General features: G+C 31.5%; 13 protein-coding genes. 6 read left to right on the top strand and 7 right to left on the bottom strand.

Features of this window, described 5'->3' with window-relative positions; translation table 11 throughout:
- Positions 1-56: 56 nt before the first annotated feature.
- From CUEA01_RS00675 to CUEA01_RS00650, 6 genes are all read right to left on the bottom strand, one after another.
- Positions 57-785, bottom strand: a complete 729-nt coding sequence (locus CUEA01_RS00675) for a DUF6773 family protein (RefSeq protein ID WP_234117215.1) — start codon at positions 783-785, stop codon at positions 57-59.
- Between the two features lie 28 nt (positions 786-813).
- Entirely contained in the window at positions 814-1503 is a 690-nt protein-coding gene (locus tag CUEA01_RS00670; RefSeq protein WP_234117214.1) for a DUF6773 family protein, read from the bottom strand.
- A 2-nt stretch (positions 1504-1505) separates the two neighbouring features.
- Positions 1506-1700 (bottom strand): helix-turn-helix transcriptional regulator, encoded by a 195-nt coding sequence (locus CUEA01_RS00665; RefSeq protein WP_234117213.1) that lies wholly within the window; start codon positions 1698-1700, stop codon positions 1506-1508.
- A gap of 190 nt (positions 1701-1890) precedes the next feature.
- Positions 1891-3696 carry a multicopper oxidase family protein gene (locus CUEA01_RS00660; RefSeq protein WP_234117212.1) on the bottom strand — a complete coding sequence of 602 codons (1806 nt, stop codon included), beginning with the start codon at positions 3694-3696 and terminating at the stop codon, positions 1891-1893.
- Between the two features lie 142 nt (positions 3697-3838).
- Positions 3839-6202: a glycoside hydrolase family 31 protein gene (locus CUEA01_RS00655; protein WP_234117211.1), complete on the bottom strand. Its 2364-nt coding sequence runs from the start codon at positions 6200-6202 to the stop codon at positions 3839-3841.
- A 635-nt stretch (positions 6203-6837) separates the two neighbouring features.
- Positions 6838-7701: a hypothetical protein gene (locus tag CUEA01_RS00650; RefSeq protein WP_234117210.1), complete on the bottom strand. Its 864-nt coding sequence runs from the start codon at positions 7699-7701 to the stop codon at positions 6838-6840.
- Positions 7702-8093: 392 nt separating this feature from the next.
- Between CUEA01_RS00650 and CUEA01_RS00645 the strand changes: the two genes are divergently transcribed.
- On the top strand, positions 8094-9407 hold the full coding sequence (locus CUEA01_RS00645) for a S41 family peptidase (protein ID WP_234117209.1): 1314 nt from the start codon (positions 8094-8096) through the stop codon (positions 9405-9407).
- A 315-nt stretch (positions 9408-9722) separates the two neighbouring features.
- Here CUEA01_RS00645 and CUEA01_RS00640 read toward each other — a convergent pair whose 3' ends face one another.
- The gene (locus tag CUEA01_RS00640) at positions 9723-10229 is read right to left on the bottom strand and encodes a flavin reductase (RefSeq protein WP_234117208.1); all 507 of its coding nucleotides are present in this window, start codon (positions 10227-10229) and stop codon (positions 9723-9725) included.
- A 260-nt stretch (positions 10230-10489) separates the two neighbouring features.
- Between CUEA01_RS00640 and CUEA01_RS00635 the strand changes: the two genes are divergently transcribed.
- From CUEA01_RS00635 to CUEA01_RS00615, 5 genes are all read left to right on the top strand, one after another.
- A complete protein-coding gene (locus CUEA01_RS00635) occupies positions 10490-12721 on the top strand; it encodes a ribonucleoside-diphosphate reductase subunit alpha (protein WP_234117207.1) in 2232 nt (743 codons plus the stop codon).
- A 338-nt stretch (positions 12722-13059) separates the two neighbouring features.
- Positions 13060-14094, top strand: coding sequence for a ribonucleotide-diphosphate reductase subunit beta (locus CUEA01_RS00630; RefSeq protein ID WP_234117206.1), 1035 nt, complete (start codon positions 13060-13062; stop codon positions 14092-14094).
- Positions 14095-14375: 281 nt separating this feature from the next.
- Entirely contained in the window at positions 14376-15737 is a 1362-nt protein-coding gene (locus CUEA01_RS00625) for a leucine-rich repeat domain-containing protein (protein WP_234117205.1), read from the top strand.
- A 48-nt stretch (positions 15738-15785) separates the two neighbouring features.
- Positions 15786-16574: an alpha/beta hydrolase gene (locus tag CUEA01_RS00620; protein WP_234117204.1), complete on the top strand. Its 789-nt coding sequence runs from the start codon at positions 15786-15788 to the stop codon at positions 16572-16574.
- 797 nt (positions 16575-17371) lie between these two features.
- Positions 17372-18040, top strand: coding sequence for a hypothetical protein (locus CUEA01_RS00615; protein ID WP_234117203.1), 669 nt, complete (start codon positions 17372-17374; stop codon positions 18038-18040).
- The last annotated feature ends 159 nt before the right edge of the window (positions 18041-18199 follow it).

Raw genomic sequence — 18199 nt, 5'->3', positions numbered from 1 at the left:
ACAAAGGCATTTATTTTATATTTGATTTTAAAATAGGTTCGTGATATGGGAAGCTATTAATCCTTGTCAATATACTTATCAGCCCGTTTTTCTGAAATTTTGTAAAACAATTTTGAAATAAAATATCCAAGTATGTTCAAAGGTATTAAAAGTATAATGCAAAATATACAATTCCAAATTCCAGAAGGATTAAATTTGCCATTAGGGAATAGATTGATTAAGTTAAACAATATTGCAAAGATTATGCTGTCCAATAGTATGTTTATTTTTTTCTTTTTGAGATAAGCTTTTTTTGCCTTTTTTGTACCATAGGAAAGGGCACCAGTTTTAATTTGTTTAAAAGAAGAATAAGAGCCGGGAATCAATAATATACCTACATCCCAAATGGAAAGTAAGGGACTTTTAGTTACAAAAAAATGAACGAGGGTGATAATTGTCCAAAAAGGAAGGCAAATGCAAAAAGCTTCTGTATGGAGTATATTTATTATTTGCTCAGTACGCTCATCTTTAGGGCCACCTATAAGTGGCAAATTTAAATGTAATTTTCTCATTGATACATATAGTATTGATACAATGACAAGAGTTACTTCCGTCAGGTACAATGAAAAGCTAAATTTGCATAAAATTGTTTTTAATATAACAGATATTAATAAAAAAGCTAATGAAAATTTGTAGGTAGAAGAACTTATTTTTAAAAGTTGTGTTCCGCAGCGTTCGTCTACTACCTTTCCTTTAAGAAGTTTTTCTTTAATATAATTTTTTGATGACTCATTAAATATTTTCATTTTTGCAGTCTCCTTATCAAATAACTTTTTATTGATTGACATTTTTATCTGCAATATTTTCAGATTTTTTAATAAAGGCTCTCATAGCAAAATAGAAAGGAAATCCCCATAGTGCGGCACCTAAAATTATAAGCGGGATACTTTTAAAAACCAATTTCCCATTTGAAATTAAATGATTCCAATTAAACACAAATCCCATAAATATTGAACCTATTATTGTTGCTATTTTAAAACGCTTCATGCCTTTTTTATAAGATTTTTTAGAAGTTGAAATAAATGTCCCAGAGGATACTACTTTTATTGTAAAGTATAAACAAGTGGTAAGAAGTAATATCATGTCTATCATATTTAAAATCAAATTTTTAGAATCATCAAAAATAAGTATTCTTGAACCGTCAATTAAGCAATATATGAAACATATGTAAAATGCCTGAGCATAAATTTTATATGTAAGTCCAATGATTCTTTCATCACAAGAGCTTTTATTTAAAATTAAAGGAACCCTATTTAATAGTTTTTTTATAATAATGAATATTGTAGGTATAGTAAATATGAAAATTTCACAAGTATAATTGAAAAATTCGAGTTTAAAGGTAAATAGTTTTATACTGAAGCTTATAATAGTTAAAATTAAAAGTAATTTATAAGACTTAGAAGCAATTTTGTTTTGCTCCATTTGTACACGTTCATCCTTAGGTTCACTTTTAAAAATACTCATTTTTACTCCTCCCAAAATAAATCATCTAAAGTTTTATTAAGGCATTTACAAATAGCAATACACAGTTTTAAAGATGGATTATAATTTCCCGCCTCTATCATTCCAATGGTTTGTCTTGTAACGCCAACTTGTTCTGCTAGTTGTTCTTGAGATAAATCACACTCAACTCTAGCAATTTTCATCTTTTTATTTTTCAATAAGATCACTCTCCGAAGAATTTAGTTAATAATGTCTATAATATGGATTATATAATATATTATTCTAAATGTAAACTATATATTGCATTTTGAAATAAATATTTTACTAAGCTACATAATGAAGAAAAAGTCTGTTATATACTCGATATGATTGTCTGTATCAAGTATAGAGCAGACTTTTAAAAGACTATTACTTTAATTTAACTTGGTAAGGTCTCATCATTTCATTATCCTCGTGATCTAGAATATGGCAGTGCCATACATAGCCAGGACCCGCTGAAGGATCGAACGGAAATAAATTTTCTCCAGGGCAGGTTTCAGCATTTTGAGGAGCAAAGCGAATTCGTATTTTTGTTATTTCGCCAGGATATGCTTTTACAGTGTCCTTCCAACCTGCTTCATTTGGTTCACGATAGATAGAAGTCCCTATTAAATATGGCTTTGTGTGAAGAGTCCTTGGTGTAGACATCCACGGAGGAGTTCCCAAGTTAGAATTTAACTTAAGCCAATCCTTAGTGTATCTTTCGACCTCAAATTTTTGTCTTGAGATTATCTTGAATTGTATAAGATGCAAGTGAATAGGATGGGCATCCATAGTTAAGTTAACTATAAACCATTCTTCTGTAGAGCCTACAATAGGCTTCTCAGAAACAGGAGCAGACCAACGTTGACCGTTTAAGGTTACCATTAGCGGACCATTTGACCCTGCAATTTCATAAAGGGTCAATATCCTTATCTTTTGTGGTGCTGGTAAAATTGGTACGGGATTGCACCTTAATTTTTTAGGAAGTTCAGGTGGCATTGTCATGTCTTCAGTGTGATGAACTGTAAATTGCATTATTTGTCCTACTGTATCTGGATCAGGTGCATCACCTGTAGGATAAGGGGCATTTGCGTCATTAAGAAGAGTGATTTTAGTATTAGGTTGAAGGCTTGTAAAATCTACAAGTATATCTGCACGTTCGCCAGGTGCAATAAGAAGTGAGGTGAGTGGTACAGCTTTGTTAAGGTAGCCACCATCTGTTCCTATTTGCCAAAATTGCATTCCATTTGAGAATTTAAGCTTATAGAATCGTGCATTTGAGCCATTTAGTAGTCTGAAACGATATCTAGTCATATCAACGTTTAAATTAGGCCAGGTAAGTCCATTGACCATAATAATATCGCCAAAAAATTCTGGCTGCCAGTAAGGGTGAATTGCTGGATTATCTCCTTCAGAAGGAAAGTTAAAGCTGCCATCCTCATTAAAAGAACGATCTTGTATAACTATTGGTATTTCATATTTTGAATTTGTAATAAGTGGGCCAGGATAATCAAGCGGGTTAGAAGGATCTCTGATAATATAAAAACCAGCGAGTCCCATCACCACATTAAGGCGAGTTACACCCAATGCATGATCATGGTACCAAAGTGTGGTTGGGTCTTGTGTGTTTGGATAGTGGAAAGTGTCAGTAACATATTTTGAACCTTTTAGTCCTTTTGATGTCCACCATGCTTCAGGATGACCATCAAATATTGATGCTTGCTCGCCTCCATGAAGATGAGTTACTAGTGGCACATCTTTTTGAGCATCGGGAACTCCTGGTGGAAAAGGTGGCCAACCTCCGCTGGGCGGCATCATAGATACATCATTAGGATTTGCCCAGTGAATACTAGGGTCAACAGCTAAGGAATACGGAGCTGTAACTTTATTTACCCACTTAACGTTTATGGGGATTCCTTTTACAGCTTCAAAAGTTGGTCCGGGGGAACTTTGAATTTCAACTTCTTTTCCTGTCGAAGTATCCTTGAACTTACCACTATATCCCCATACAGTGGTAGTATTAAAACCTTGTGGAAGAATTTGCTGATTGAATTGAACCATGCTAATAGTATAATTATAGCTTACAGCGCCACTTACAGGATCAGTTAATTTTCTGGGTTCAAATACTGGAGGAATAGCTAATTCTTCTGAATATTTTGGTATGGTCTTGGGGTCAAGAGGATTTGTTTCCATTAATGAACACTCCTTAGTTAAAAGGCTATGTTTTAAATAAGTGTGAAAATCAACACTTGTTTAAAACATGGCCAATTAAAAAAATTAGTTTATATATTATATTCAACCAGAATTTTATTGACACTGCAAAGGCCTTTATATGCTATTTAGCTTTAGCACCATTAACAATTATATTGTCTTTATTTCCTAGGTTAACTTTTACATATGTTACATCACCATAAACATCATTTCCTGAGGCAATACACTCTTCATCGCTATTTAATAATTCATTATAAGAAGCTTTTACACTTAATGCTGCATTATTTAATTTTACCTCAGAGGTTTTTCTGTTATGAATTTTTAAAATATAGTATTTTGCATCAGGAGTATAGGTGCCTGTTTTCTTATCTAAATTAACTTGTACTAAATTAGTTTTATCTTGCGCAGAAATAGTTTGTTTGAAGTATACACCTTTTTCATATTTATAAGTTGATCCATCATCATCATAGTAATTAAAGCTTGTTTTTTTAGAGTCAGGGAATATATCAACATATAGATTTGCAACCGGTTTCTCGCCTACGTAATTTTGGTAGTCTTGGTTTGGTATTATAGCACCATTTTTAATAAATAGAGGTATATCATCCCAAGTATCTTTGTTGACAGCATAGTTTATAGTTTGACCACCTTGATATACTTTTCCAGTGAAGTAATCTGTCCATGTTCCAGCTGGAAGATATATGCTGACGCTAGTTGCATCTTCATCAACAACGGGTGATACTAAAAGATAATCTCCAAACATCCAAGCATCTACATAATTTGCCACCTTAGCATCATTAGGATAATCAAATATAAGTGGCTTTACTATGCCAACACCGCCTTCATAAGCTCTTCTATCATAACAATAAATATAAGGTATTAAACTGTATCTAAGTCTTATAGCTTTTGTAGCTGCTGCTTCAGCTGTTGTACCGAATACCCAGGGTTGCCTTAGTTCATTTTGGTTTCCATGTACCCTAAAGATTGGAACAAAGGCACTAAACTCCATCCATCTTGCATAATTTTGAGGGTCTGGATCTCCGCCATTAAAGCCACCTGTATCCATGCCCCATTTAGGCTCTCCAACGTCAATTGCGGATAACATTCTCTGTCTTTGAGCTGCCATAGAAGAAAAGCCTGTAGAAATATCACCTGACCACATGCCATAAGCATAACGTTGCGAGCCTAGATAGAAATTTCTATTTATGGACCAAACTCTTTTGTCATTATAGGATCTTTGCCCCTCATATAGAGCTTTTTCCATGTTCATAAATTGAAAGTTATCTTTGAGTTCGTCTGCTTCATCATTCCACCAACCAGAGATACCTGTGTCTATCGCTTTTTTACAATTATTAAAAAACCATTTTTGTGTAGAGGCAAGTGCAAAATTTAAGTCACCTACAGGTTTATTTGAAAAATAGTCATTTCTAGGAACAGCAGTACCTCCATACCAAAGTTTATGATCTGTGGCATATTTTCCTTCTACTGTATTAACATGTATTCTAGGTTTCATTATTCCAGTAAGCTTTATTCCTTTTTGATCCATCATTTGTTTGAGTTTCCCGGAAGAACCATCAGGAAATTTTGTATCATTCCATCTAAATTCGCCATAATTATCTTGACCCCAAGCTTTCCAGTCAAAATCAAGAGTGTAGTTGTCTATAGGTATGTTCTTTTTACGGTAGGTATTGACTATATCGATTAACTGATTTTCATTAATTCCCCACTGGCTGTTTGTAAATCCCATTGCCCATTTAGGATACATTGGTGATTTACCTGAAACTTTTGCTACAGCACCCATGATATCCGTAGGTGTACCTGCAAAAACATAGTATTCAGTATCTTTTCTTGAAGAATCTGAAAAAGTTAAGTTGGTATTTCCTATATTAAAGGTTCCTCCATCAGAGTCAACTAAAACACCATAGCCTTTGGTACTCCAAGCAAAAGGACCTCCAGAGTAGCCTTGTGTGCCTGCGGAAACGTCTACATTATCGCTTCTTAAAATTTTAGCAGAAGCATCATCATTAACACTATATCCGCTTATACCATAAAATTTATCTCCAGAACTATGTGTAAGTTTTACACCTTCATTGTATACATCTTTAGTATTCTGCTCTTTTACCAAAAGTTGTCCCTTTTTATTGTAAACGGATACTCTATGAGTGTTTTTATCAATTTTTACTATCATTTTATCAGTTTTCATTATAATAGGATTTGAACTCTTATCAATGGTAACTTTAGCTGGTACCCAGGTGTTATTGCCAATGACTTCTGTATGAGTACCTTCTTTTCCGTCTACAAGATTATTAATTTTTACAATGTTATTCGCACATATTTGTACTGAGATTTTATTATTACCATCTGGAATTATAGCTGTTGAACCGTTTACTTTTATTGCTTTTGAATCAATATAAAATGCAATACCAATTACGCAAGCAATAAGCAAAACGGATATGACTATAAGTGCTGGCTTTTTATTAAGTTTTTTCAATTAATATTCCCCCTTTTTTATTTATGCAACCGCTTTCATAAGAGATTATACCATTAATTGTTTTTTATATCAATATTGCATATATAATGCTAAATGTATGAGGTATTATTATTTCAATATGCCTAATACCTTTTTTAGGGCACAGATTACAAGAGGCTTATTTAATTCGCAATGTACATGGTTTTAAAGGGAAAAATTTTAGTATCTACGGAATTTTGGTTGTAGTACAGAAACAATATTTATTACTGAAATCATTAAATTTGCTTTATTTAAGTTGTTAAATAACAATTATATATTGTGAAATAAAGATGTAGTGGATTAATCAAAGAACCTTTGGCAGGTGTAGGAAAAAAATGATGTTAGGGAATAGTGGCGAAAAAATTTCTAAATAAAATTGTATAAAGCTTAGTGGAAAATTTTTTGAAACTTTAGAGCTTTAGATTGTCTGAGCATATTTTTGCGAGTTATCGAAAGCTCTTAAGCTTTAAAAAATTTGCCACTTAGTTTTATTAATTTTATTTAGGATTTTGAGCCGCTATTAACTAACATCATTTTTCTACACCTGCCAAAGGTTCTTTGATTTTGCACTATACTTTGCTTCGCAATATTTAAAAGGCAGTCCCTTGATTAAGATCTTAATTTCTAAGTTTAACATTTACTCCTATAATAAAAGCAATTGATAAAATGGTTAATCCTAAACCGCAATATATAAATCCTTCCCCACTGCTGTTTCCAGCTATGCAAAGAAAAATCCCCATAACTATTCCAATAATGCCTAGTTTGATAAAACCTTTTTTATCAGTATTTTTTACTTTCTGTTTTAATTCTCCCACAAATTGATCATCTTCACCATTTAAAAACTGTTCTTCTGGAACTTCTTCTCCATTTGCGTGGTGTTTAAGCTTTTCCATAGCGTTTAAAAATTTATAAAATTGATCCTTATTTGGTGTTGTAATTGAACGTATAAATTTGCCATATTTATCTTTGATATCCATGCCGATATCAGTTCCAACTCCATTTTGGGAAAAGTAATGTACGTCAAAATCGCCAAGGTTATCTCCACGCAATATATTAAAGCTTGGACCGTTTAGGTTTATGCGTTGGAAAAGCACAAAGGTTTGACCTACAACCACGTTGGTAATATTTACAACATGTTCCCCATATGCGGGATGAAGCATATCTGCATCGAAGGTTTCGAAGTTTTCTCCTGATTTAAGATTTTTTTCAATTTCTTTTTCACATTTCATTATGACTGTATCGCTTATTCTTCCATTTATACGAATGAATCTTATTAAGAAAATTATAGCTAAAAACCCAAAAACCCCTGAAAGCATAGTAGCCATAGGAGCAGCATTTGTATTTAACAAGGGTAATCCTATGTATGCAATTATAGCAATTGCAGCAAGTAAAATAACGATATATAAGGTTTTTTTTGCAACAGGTTTTCTTGTTTCATTGCATTGCTCTAGCAGTTTATTTAAATATCTTGACTTGATCATTTGAACATCCTCCTCTTATTACGCTAGTTTAAGTATAGTGGGTAATTGTGGAATGTGTCAATGATGTTTTGTGAATGAAATTTAAGTTTTAATTAAAATTATAAATATGATATAGATTCATATTTTAATAGTTATACATATGCTGATAATTTAGACTTTTTAATACAATATAGTACAAAATATTTCAAAAAAGTAAATAATAATATTGACAGGAAATATTGTACCAAGTATAATAAATCTCAAGAATAGGCATATATTTCAATTTTATGTTAACGTGTTCAATACAAAAATTTCAATTATGTATGATTGAGAATTGAAGATTTTAAGGAACGTACAAGCTAATTATTATGAAAAGTATATTTTTAAATTATAAAGTGTGCTGAGGTGAAATTATGAAATTATTAAAAAAGATATTTATAATTTTTTTATGTCTATCCCTATGCAGCTGTGGTGGTACTAAAGTAAACAATAATTCTTCAAAGTACCTAGCTGCAATTGATGAATTTGAAGGCTTTTATGAAATTAAAGATCCATTTTTATATGAGAATGTCTCAAAAAAGCAATGGACAAAGGCTATAAGCGATTTAAAGGAAGATGTAAAAACAAAGCAAATGAGTGAAGATGATATTTACTATAGATTGAAAGAAATTTCCGCTATGTTAAAAGATAGTCATGATAATTGTTTTAAAACAAACAATAGTAATGAAAAATGTTTTCCTATATGGTGCAGGTATTATAATGATAAATTTTACGTTTTAAAAGTCGATAACAAATTTAAAAATATACTAGGAGGACAAATTTTAGCTATAAATGGAATAAAATTTAGTGATATAGAAAAAAGGTATTCTAAAATACTCTCTGCTGAAAATACACAATGGTTAAGAGCACAAATTGCTGAAAATGGATTTACGGAAGCTGATTTTAAATACTTGGGTATATTGAAAGAAAATAATATTTTTAAAATAAAAAAAATTAATGGACATATACAAGAGGTTACAATAAATGCTGTATCGCCTAGTAAATTAGCTGCTATTGGTTCTAATCCAAATAACTATTCATCATTTGGTAAAACACAAAATATGATTAGTAGTAATAAGCCAGCTAATCAATATAGCCAATATTGGTTTACATTAGATAAAAAAAATAGAATATTATATTTTCAGTATAATACCTGCATTGATAAATACGACAAAGTATTAAATACAGGGATTGATTACAGCAAGCTGCCTAGTTTTATACAATTTGGCGATTCGCTAATTCAATTTATGCATAGCAATTTAAATAATTTTGATAAAATTGTTGTTGACGTTAGAAATAATCAAGGTGGAAATCCAGATCATTTAGACAATCTCATTGATAATAATTTAAGCTTATTTAATTCTAAAAAGGTTTATGTATTGATGTCAAAATATACTTTTTCAGCAGGAGTTGAGGCTGTAAATTCATTGGTAAAGAAATGTAATGCAACTATGGTGGGAGAAGAAACAGGCGGTTCAATAAAAATGCATTCTGTTCAATTTGATAAGTTATCTAATATAGGAATAACAATTGAATATGGAACGGAAGACGGTGAGTTGTGTTCTTCAGCTGGGAGAAATTCATCAAATAATAGGGATGGTGCTATTCCAGATATTAAAGTAAATGAAACAATTAATGATCTTGCAAATGGAGTTGATTCAGCCTACCAAAAAGTAGTTTATAACTGATTGCTTTGTATAGCGTATGTAATGAATAATTATTTGGTGTACAATAGTTAAATATTGCGAAGCTTCATTCAGAGTACAGCTGACAGAGTACAGAGTACAGTTAAGGATGATTTTCTTCCGCTTTGCTATAGAAAATCTTATAACTTATTTTTTGATTGCTTACGCAATTGCGACATTAATGCTGTTCAGCGAAGCTGACAACATTTAAGTTTAAGATTTACCTGACGTAAGGAAAGGTAAATCATCCTTAACTGTACTCTGTCATCTGTACTCTGATTTAATGGTTCGCAATAATTTTAAAATACGAAACTTGGGCTACTTTGTATTCTCAAGTACCTTTACAATTTCAGAAATGTACATTGTATGATAATCCTTGTTAGGATACATTTTTTCATCAATATCCTTTCCATCAAAGTGTTCTGGTAACAAGGTGTTGTGATATAATTTTTTACAAACCATTATTAAGCTTGCTTCTTCAAAAGCAACTGTATCATGAGCAAAATAAGGAGTAAGTCCAGCTTGCTTTATCTTGTCAGTATCGCGGCCAGAAACGCTGCCACATACGTTAAGAGCTTTTCTATATTTTTCGTCAAAGAAAGCAATTGTAAAAGTATCATTTGCATCTATAAATTCTTTGGTATATCTTTGAGGTCTAATGTATACTGTAGCAGTATTTACGTTCCAAAGTACACCAAGTCCACCCCAACTAGCAGTCATTGTATTAAAATTTTCTTTATTGCCGGCTGTTATAAGCATCCATTCCTTTGCTATTTTTGTGAAAGGATTAAATTGTAACTCTTCGATTTTAATTTCTTTAAACATAAAAAGCCTCCTATAGATTTTTATTTATCGTACAATAAAAAAAATAATTTTTCAAGCAAAGGGTAAAATTATAAAGGGTATAGCAATACATAGAAAAAATGAAAGTATACAATAAGGGTATAGTTTAATTAAGGATTTTAACCTAAAATGTTATTTTACAAAATACTTAGGTAAACATTATAATATATATGCCAATATATTGTGGTTTGGAATAGAGCAACACAATATATATATACTAGATGTTGTGGAGGAAAAACGAAATGGAAAACTTGAAAAAGTTATGCGATGAAGCTTTAAGTGCGGTAAAAGATAAAGAAGGTATATATACAGAGGAAAAGCTTTTGAGTTCACTTGAACATATTTTAAGAGATAACATGAGTAATAAGGAAATAATTGATTCAATTATTCAAGTATGTCTAGAGCTTACAACACAAGAAGAGCCTAAATGGCTTGAGTGTGCTTCAAGGTTATATACAATAAAACTATATGCGGAAGTAAGGAAAAATAGAAATATAGCAGATAAAAGAGGTCTTTATGAAAATTTCTATGATTTTATAGTAGAGTTAACAGAAGAAGGGCTATATGGTGAATACATATTAGAAAATTATTCTAAGGGAGACGTAGAGGAACTTGAAAAATATATAAAGGCGGATAGGGATTTTTTATTTACTTACAGCGGTATAAAGTTGCTTTCAAGTAGATATTTAATTCAAGATTTTAATAGAAAGCCAATTGAACTTCCACAACAAATGTTTATGGGAATAGCAATGCATCTTGCAATTCCAGAAAAAGAAGACAAAAGAGTGTATTATGCTAAAAGGTTCTATGATGTTCTAAGTTCTCTTAAAGCGACAATGGCAACACCAACCATGTCTAATGCAAGAAAGCCTTTTTATCAACTAAGTTCATGCTTTATAGATACAGTGCATGATAGTTTAAAAGGCATATATAAATCCTTAGACAACTTTGCCAATGTATCAAAATTTGGTGGAGGAATGGGTGTGTACTTTGGAAAAGTAAGAGCAATGGGATCTTCTATAAGAGGCTTTAAAGGTGCATCAGCAGGAGTTGTACCATGGATTAAGCTTTTTAACGATACTGCAATAGCTGTTGATCAGCTTGGAGTTAGAAATGGAAGCGTAGCTGTTTGGCTTGATATATGGCATAAAGATTTGCCAGAATTTCTTCAACTTAGAACAAATAACGGAGATGATAGAAAAAAAGCTCATGATGTATTCCCAGGAGTTTGTTATCCGGATTTATTTTGGAAGCTTGCAGAGGAGAATATCGATGCTAATTGGTATATGATGTGTCCACATGAAGTAAGTAAAGTTAAAGGTTATTGCCTTGAAGATTTCTATGGAGAAGAGTGGGAAAAAAGGTATCTTGAATGTGTAGAGGACGATAGAATTACTAAAAGAGTTATGTCTGTTAAAGATATAGTTAGACTAATAATAAAAAGTGCAGCAGAAACAGGAACTCCTTTTGCTTTTTACAGAGATGCAGCAAACAAAATGAATCCTAATAAGCACAAGGGAATGATATATTCATCTAATTTGTGCACAGAGATAATGCAGAACATGAGTCCAATGGATATATTGCAAGAAGAAATAATTGATGAAAATGGAGATAAAATAATAGTTCAAAAGACCAAAGCAGGAGATTTTGTTGTTTGTAATCTTTCTTCTATTGTTCTTGGAAATGTGGATGTGACAAATGATGAGGAACTTGAATATGTGGTTGAAACACAAATAAGAGCTATGGATAATGTAATAGATTTAAATTATTATTCAGTACCTTTTGCTGAAGTTACAAATAAAAGGTATAGAGGAATAGGGCTTGGCACGAGTGGATATCACCATATGCTTGCAAATAATAAAATTCCTTGGACTAGTGATGCACATTTAGAATTTACGGATAAGGTTTATGAAAAAATAAATTATTATGCAATTAAAGCATCCATGAATATTTCTAAGGAAAAAGGTGCTTATGAATATTTTAAAGATTCCGACTGGGATAATGGTGATTATTTTAAAATAAGAGGCTATGATTCTAGTGAGTGGAAGAACCTATATAGTGAAATAAAGAAGTATGGAATGAGAAATGGATACCTTATGGCAGTTGCACCTAATGGTTCTACAGCAACTATTGCAGGAACTTCAGAGGGGATAGATCCTGTTATGTCAAGATTTTGGATGGAGGAAAAGAAGGGAAGCATAACTCCCAAAACTGCACCAAATCTTTCACAGGATAACTTTTGGTTCTATATTTCAGCCTATAATATAAATCAACAATTGTGCGTTAAAGTAAATTCCATAAGGCAAAGGCACATAGATCAATCTCAATCCTTTAATCTTTATATAACTACAGATTATACTATGAGACAAATAATGAATTTATATATTGAAGCCTGCAAGCTTGGGGTAAAGAGCATATACTATGTGAGGTCAAAAGCACTTACGGTGGAGGAATGCGATAGCTGCAGTGCATAGGGGATAAATAAAGTGTAGTAGTTTTTAAGCATTACGAACATTTATTCAGAGTACAACTGACAGAGTACAGAGTACAGTGAAGGAGGATTTTTTTCCGCCTTGCTACAGAAAATCTTAAAACTTATTTTTTAATTGCGTACGCAATCGCGGCATTAATGTTGTTCAGCAAAGCTGACAACATATAAGTTTAAGATTTACCTGACGTAAGGAAAGGTAAATCAACCTTAACTGTACTCTGTCATCTGTACTCTGTACTCTGATTTGATGGTTAGCATTAATATTACATTGAGAAAACTAAGTTAATGTATATAATAAACGGTATGAGGAGTGTGGTCTAAGTGTCAATAATAAGAAAACCATTATTTAATGAAAATGGTGATATAGAAACAGCTAAAAAGAGAATGATAAATGGAAATACTACAAATCTAAATGATTTTAATAATATGAAATATACCTGGGTTTCAGATTGGTATAGGCAGGCTATGAATAATTTTTGGATACCTGAAGAAATAAATTTATCTCAAGATTTAAAGGATTATGGAAAGCTTAATGAACTTGAAAGAACTGCATATGATAAAATACTTTCATTTTTAATATTCCTTGATTCTGTTCAGACAGCTAATCTTGGAAACATAAATAATTATATTACAGCAAGTGAGGTTAATTTATGCCTTACAATTCAAGCCTTCCAAGAAGCAGTACATTCTCAAAGTTACAGCTATATGCTGGATACAATATGCTCTCCAGAAAAGAGAAATGAAATACTATATCAGTGGAAGGATGATAGTATACTTCTCAATAGAAATAAATTTATAGGAGATATCTACAATAATTTTGTACAAAATCCAAATGAAAGAAATTTTTTAAAGACAATAATGGGAAATTACATACTTGAGGGTATTTATTTTTACTCAGGTTTTATGTTCTTTTATAATCTTGAGAGAAATGGCAAAATGCCAGGTTCTGCTCAGGAGATAAGATATATAAACAGAGATGAAAACACTCATTTATGGCTATTTAGAAACATTATAAAGGAACTCCAAAGAGAAGAGCCTGAGATGTTTACAGATGAAATAAAAATGGAATTAAGAGAAATGCTTAAAACAGGTGTTGAACATGAGATTGCGTGGGGACATTATGTAATTGGAGATGGAATTCAAGGATTAAACAAAAAACTCATAGAAGACTACATAAAATATCTTGGAAATAAGAGGCTTGAGGCAATTGGTTTTGAACCACTTTATGAAGGCTATAATGCAAATCCAGCTGTTTGGGTAGATATTTATGCAGATGCAAATTCGGTTAAAACAGACTTTTTTGAAGCAAAATCAACGGCATATGCTAAGGCAAGTACATTGGTGGATGATCTTTAGAGGCAGAGGACAAAGTACAGAGTACAGAGTACAGTGAAGGTTAATTTTCTGCTGTGGCAGAAAATTTTAAAACTTAATGGGCGATGCCCAAACCTAGGTTATAGGTTTTCAGCGAAGCTGAATTTGTAAGTTTTAAGATTTATCTGACGAAAGGAGGATAAATCATCATTCATTGTACTCTGTACTTTGTGCTTTGTACTCTGAAGTTGGGTGCTGTTACAAATATTTACTATTAAATTAGCATAAGGTATAATGATATTAATAAAAATGAGGAGATGACTATGTACGTGCTTAAGAAGTTGATAATTGTGGCATTCTTTAGTTTATTAATATCTCTACCTATAAGTGTTAAGGCAGCAGGGTTGCCAGATAATGTGGCTGTGGACAAACAAAAGCAGTGGGTTATCCATTTTAATAATGAAATTGCGCAGGATAATTTATTAAATCAGGAAATTTCAATTACAGATAGTAAAGGAAATAATGTTAATGTAACTTTAAAATTAGGCCAGGACAATAAATCAGTAAGTGTAACGCCTCCATCAAATGGATATAATGCTGGTGAGAAATATAAATTAACTATTAGCAATAAAATTCATGATAAAAACGGAGAAAATTTAAAAAAGGAAGTTGCAGTAAATTTTAGTATTAAGGATGATATAGTAACATTTAAAGATAGAAGTTTAGAACAAGATATAAGAGATGTTACAAATAAGCCAACTGGAGATTTGCTTGAAAGTGACGTGGCGAAAATAACTACATTAAGTGTTGAAAATAATGAATATGGAATTGTAAGTGACATTAGTGGAATAGAAAAGCTAACTAATTTGCAAACTCTTACGCTTGATGAAAATGAAATAAATGATATAAGCCCATTAAAGGAATTAAAAAGTTTGAAGACTCTTAATTGTATTTATGGTAAAGTAGGAAACATAGGTGCATTAAAAGATTTAACTAATTTAAGAGAACTTATGGTGTTTGGTAGTCCAGTAGACATGAGCATATTAAAAGGATTAACAAATTTACAAGGGCTTTGTTTAGGCTATGACAAAATAAGCGATATAAGTGAACTAAAAGGATTAACTAATCTTACGGTTCTTGATTTAGATAATAACAAGATAAGTGATATAAGTGCATTGAGAGGATTAACTAATTTACAAAATCTTATTTTGTGCAATAATGAAGTAAGTAATATAAGTGCATTAGGTGAATTAAATAATCTACAAATGATTGATTTAAGTGATAATCAAATAGACGATATAAGTGTGCTGGAAAAGTTACCTAACTTGAAAGAATTAGCAGCTGATTCTAATAAAATAAGTGATATAAGTGTGCTAAAGGGATTAATTAATTTAAAGAGTATTTCTTTGGCTAACAACCAAATAAGTGATATAACTCCACTAGAAGGATTGATTAAATTAGAAACTATTCTTTTAAGCCACAATGAGATAAGTGATATAGAACCATTAAAGGATTTAATTAATTTGCAAAATGTTGATTTAGTTGCAAATAAAATAACTAATATAAGTGTACTAAGTGGATTAAATAATTTATATTCTCTGTTATTAAAAGATAATCGAATAAGTGATTATTCTCCAACTAAAGCTTATTATAATAACTTAGGGTATAAGGATTTTTCAATTTAAGTTTGAAAATGGGTATAATATATTTATCGAAGTTTAAGGGGTGATTATATGGCACTTATTGATTGCAAATTTTTTTCAGAGGTTTTAAAAATATCTACGTCTGTACAGGTTATACTTCCACAAAATGCTGAGAACCAAATAGGTATGGGCGGTTCCAAGGTTAAAGGGGATAGTCCTGTCTTATACTTACTTCATGGCTTATCAGATGATGATACCACATGGCTTAGAAGAACCTCCATAGAAAGGTATGTTTCGGAAAAGAACTTAGTTGTTGTTATGCCAAATGGCGGAAGAGGTTTTTATACAGATATGGTCTATGGCTATAAGTATTTTACGTTTATTACTGAAGAACTTCCAAAGGTAATGAAACAATTCTTTCACATATCGAATAAAAGAGAAGATACTTTTATAGCAGGACTTTCTATGGGTGGATATGGTGCACTTAAAATTGCATTAAGTTGTCCAGATAAATATAGTGCAGCAGCAAGTTTATCTGGAGCCACTGATATTGTTAGTATGTATGAAGATACTTTAAAAACTCCTTACAATCCTATTATGTCAGCGAACGAACTTTATGCTATATTGGGTGATTTTGAAAATCTAAAAGGCAGTAAGCATGATTTATTTTATTTGGCGAAGGAGCTTTCAGAAAAGAATTGTGAAAAGCCTAGAATATATCAATGTTGTGGAACAGAAGATTTCATATATGATGGTAACGCTAAGTTTAGGGAGTTCATGAGAAATTTAAATTATGATTACACTTATGAAGAAGAAAGTGGAACACATGAATGGGGCTTTTGGGATAAAAAAATACAGGATGTATTAAAGTGGATTTAAGTAGATTAATAGTGTTTTGAAACATTAAATAAAATTAATAAATCTAAGAGGCTAATCCTTAAAAAACTAAGAACTTTCAATAAACTCACTAGTGTTCAAACAATTGAAAGTTCTAAGTTTTTTAAGGATTAGCCTCTAACATTTATTAAAATTTTATTTAAATCGTTTCAAAACACTATTAATCTACTTATAAATGTGGAACTTATAAATTTGTGTAGTAATGAATTAAAAAAATTAATGAAGTAATAATAAGAATTGCTCGTTTATAATTTGCTACCCATTTAGATGCATCGTCCTGATGCCTAAATGGCTTTGACCGTCCTAGTCAAAATTACGCAAATTATAAACGAGCAATACTAAGAGTCCATAAAAGCCAACACATCACATCAACATTCTTTTAAAAATAGCCTAACATACTAAAGGAAGCTATGTTTTAAATAAGTGTGAAAATCAACACTTATTTAAAACATAGCCAGCAAAATTAATAAATATAAGAGGCTAATCCTTAATAAACTCATGGGTGTTCAAACAATTGAAAGTTCTAAGTTTTTAAGGATTAGCCTCTAACATTTATTAAAATTTTATTTAAATTGTTTCAAAACACTATTAATATACTTATAAATGTTGGACTTATAAATTTGTGTAGTAGTGGAATGAATTAAAAAGTAAAATGATTCATAATAGATGAAGTTAAAAAAGATTTGCTGAAATTAGAGCAAATCTTTTTTTTATTTATATAAACAAGTATAATATTATATAGATACATAAAGTGTTAGTACAGAGGGGGAAATAGTTAAATGGGTCTTATGGGAAGTTTAATAAAAGTGACAGGCAAAGTTGCTGGTAAAGCTGCAGAATATAGCATAAAGGCAACTGGTGGAGTAGTTTCTATAATTGCAGATGCAAATGGGAATAAGGAACTTGCTGAAAAGGCAATTAAGGTTTCGGGAGAAGTAGGAGAATTTGTCGGTGAAACTACTAAAGTAGTTGGAAATGGATTAGGATTTGCAATGGATAAGGCTATAGAAGTCGCATCAGCTGCGGGGGGAAGTGTTGGCGGATATATTGCAGAAGCGGCTGGAGCTGATGAGAAACAAATACAAAAAGCGAAAGTTATTGGTAGTGTTGTAGGAGGGGGAGCTGTAGGGTTAGTAACAGGTGATATAATTGGCTCAACTGTTACTGGAATAGCAGCTGCACATGGTGTTGCAAGTACAGGAACTGCGATTTCAGCACTTCATGGAGCTGCATTTACGAACGCTACTGTAGCATCAGTTGGAGGAGGAGCATTGTCTGCTGGTGGTGGCGGCATAGCTGCTGGACAAGCTATATTGCATGGTATAGATATAGCGGCAACAGCTGGTGGAAGTATAGATGCCGTAGCAAATAAGAATTCCATTAGCAAAAAAGAATTACAAAGTGATAAAACTGAAAATATTTCTGCACAATATGAGGTTTTAGATTAAAATATTTTAAAGATAAATATTTTGCAAAGTTAAAATTGTAGAATATATTAAAAGAAGAACGTTCATAGCTAAAAAAATCTATGAACGTTTTTCTATGTGCATTATTTTATCCACAATACACAATATATATCCACAACAAAAAATGTTGTATTTACGCGA

Origin of the sequence: Clostridium hydrogenum (assembly GCF_021432385.1) — a bacterium.
Taxonomy (GTDB): domain Bacteria; phylum Bacillota; class Clostridia; order Clostridiales; family Clostridiaceae; genus Clostridium_S; species Clostridium_S hydrogenum.
This window is presented reverse-complemented; position numbering and strand designations above follow the sequence as displayed.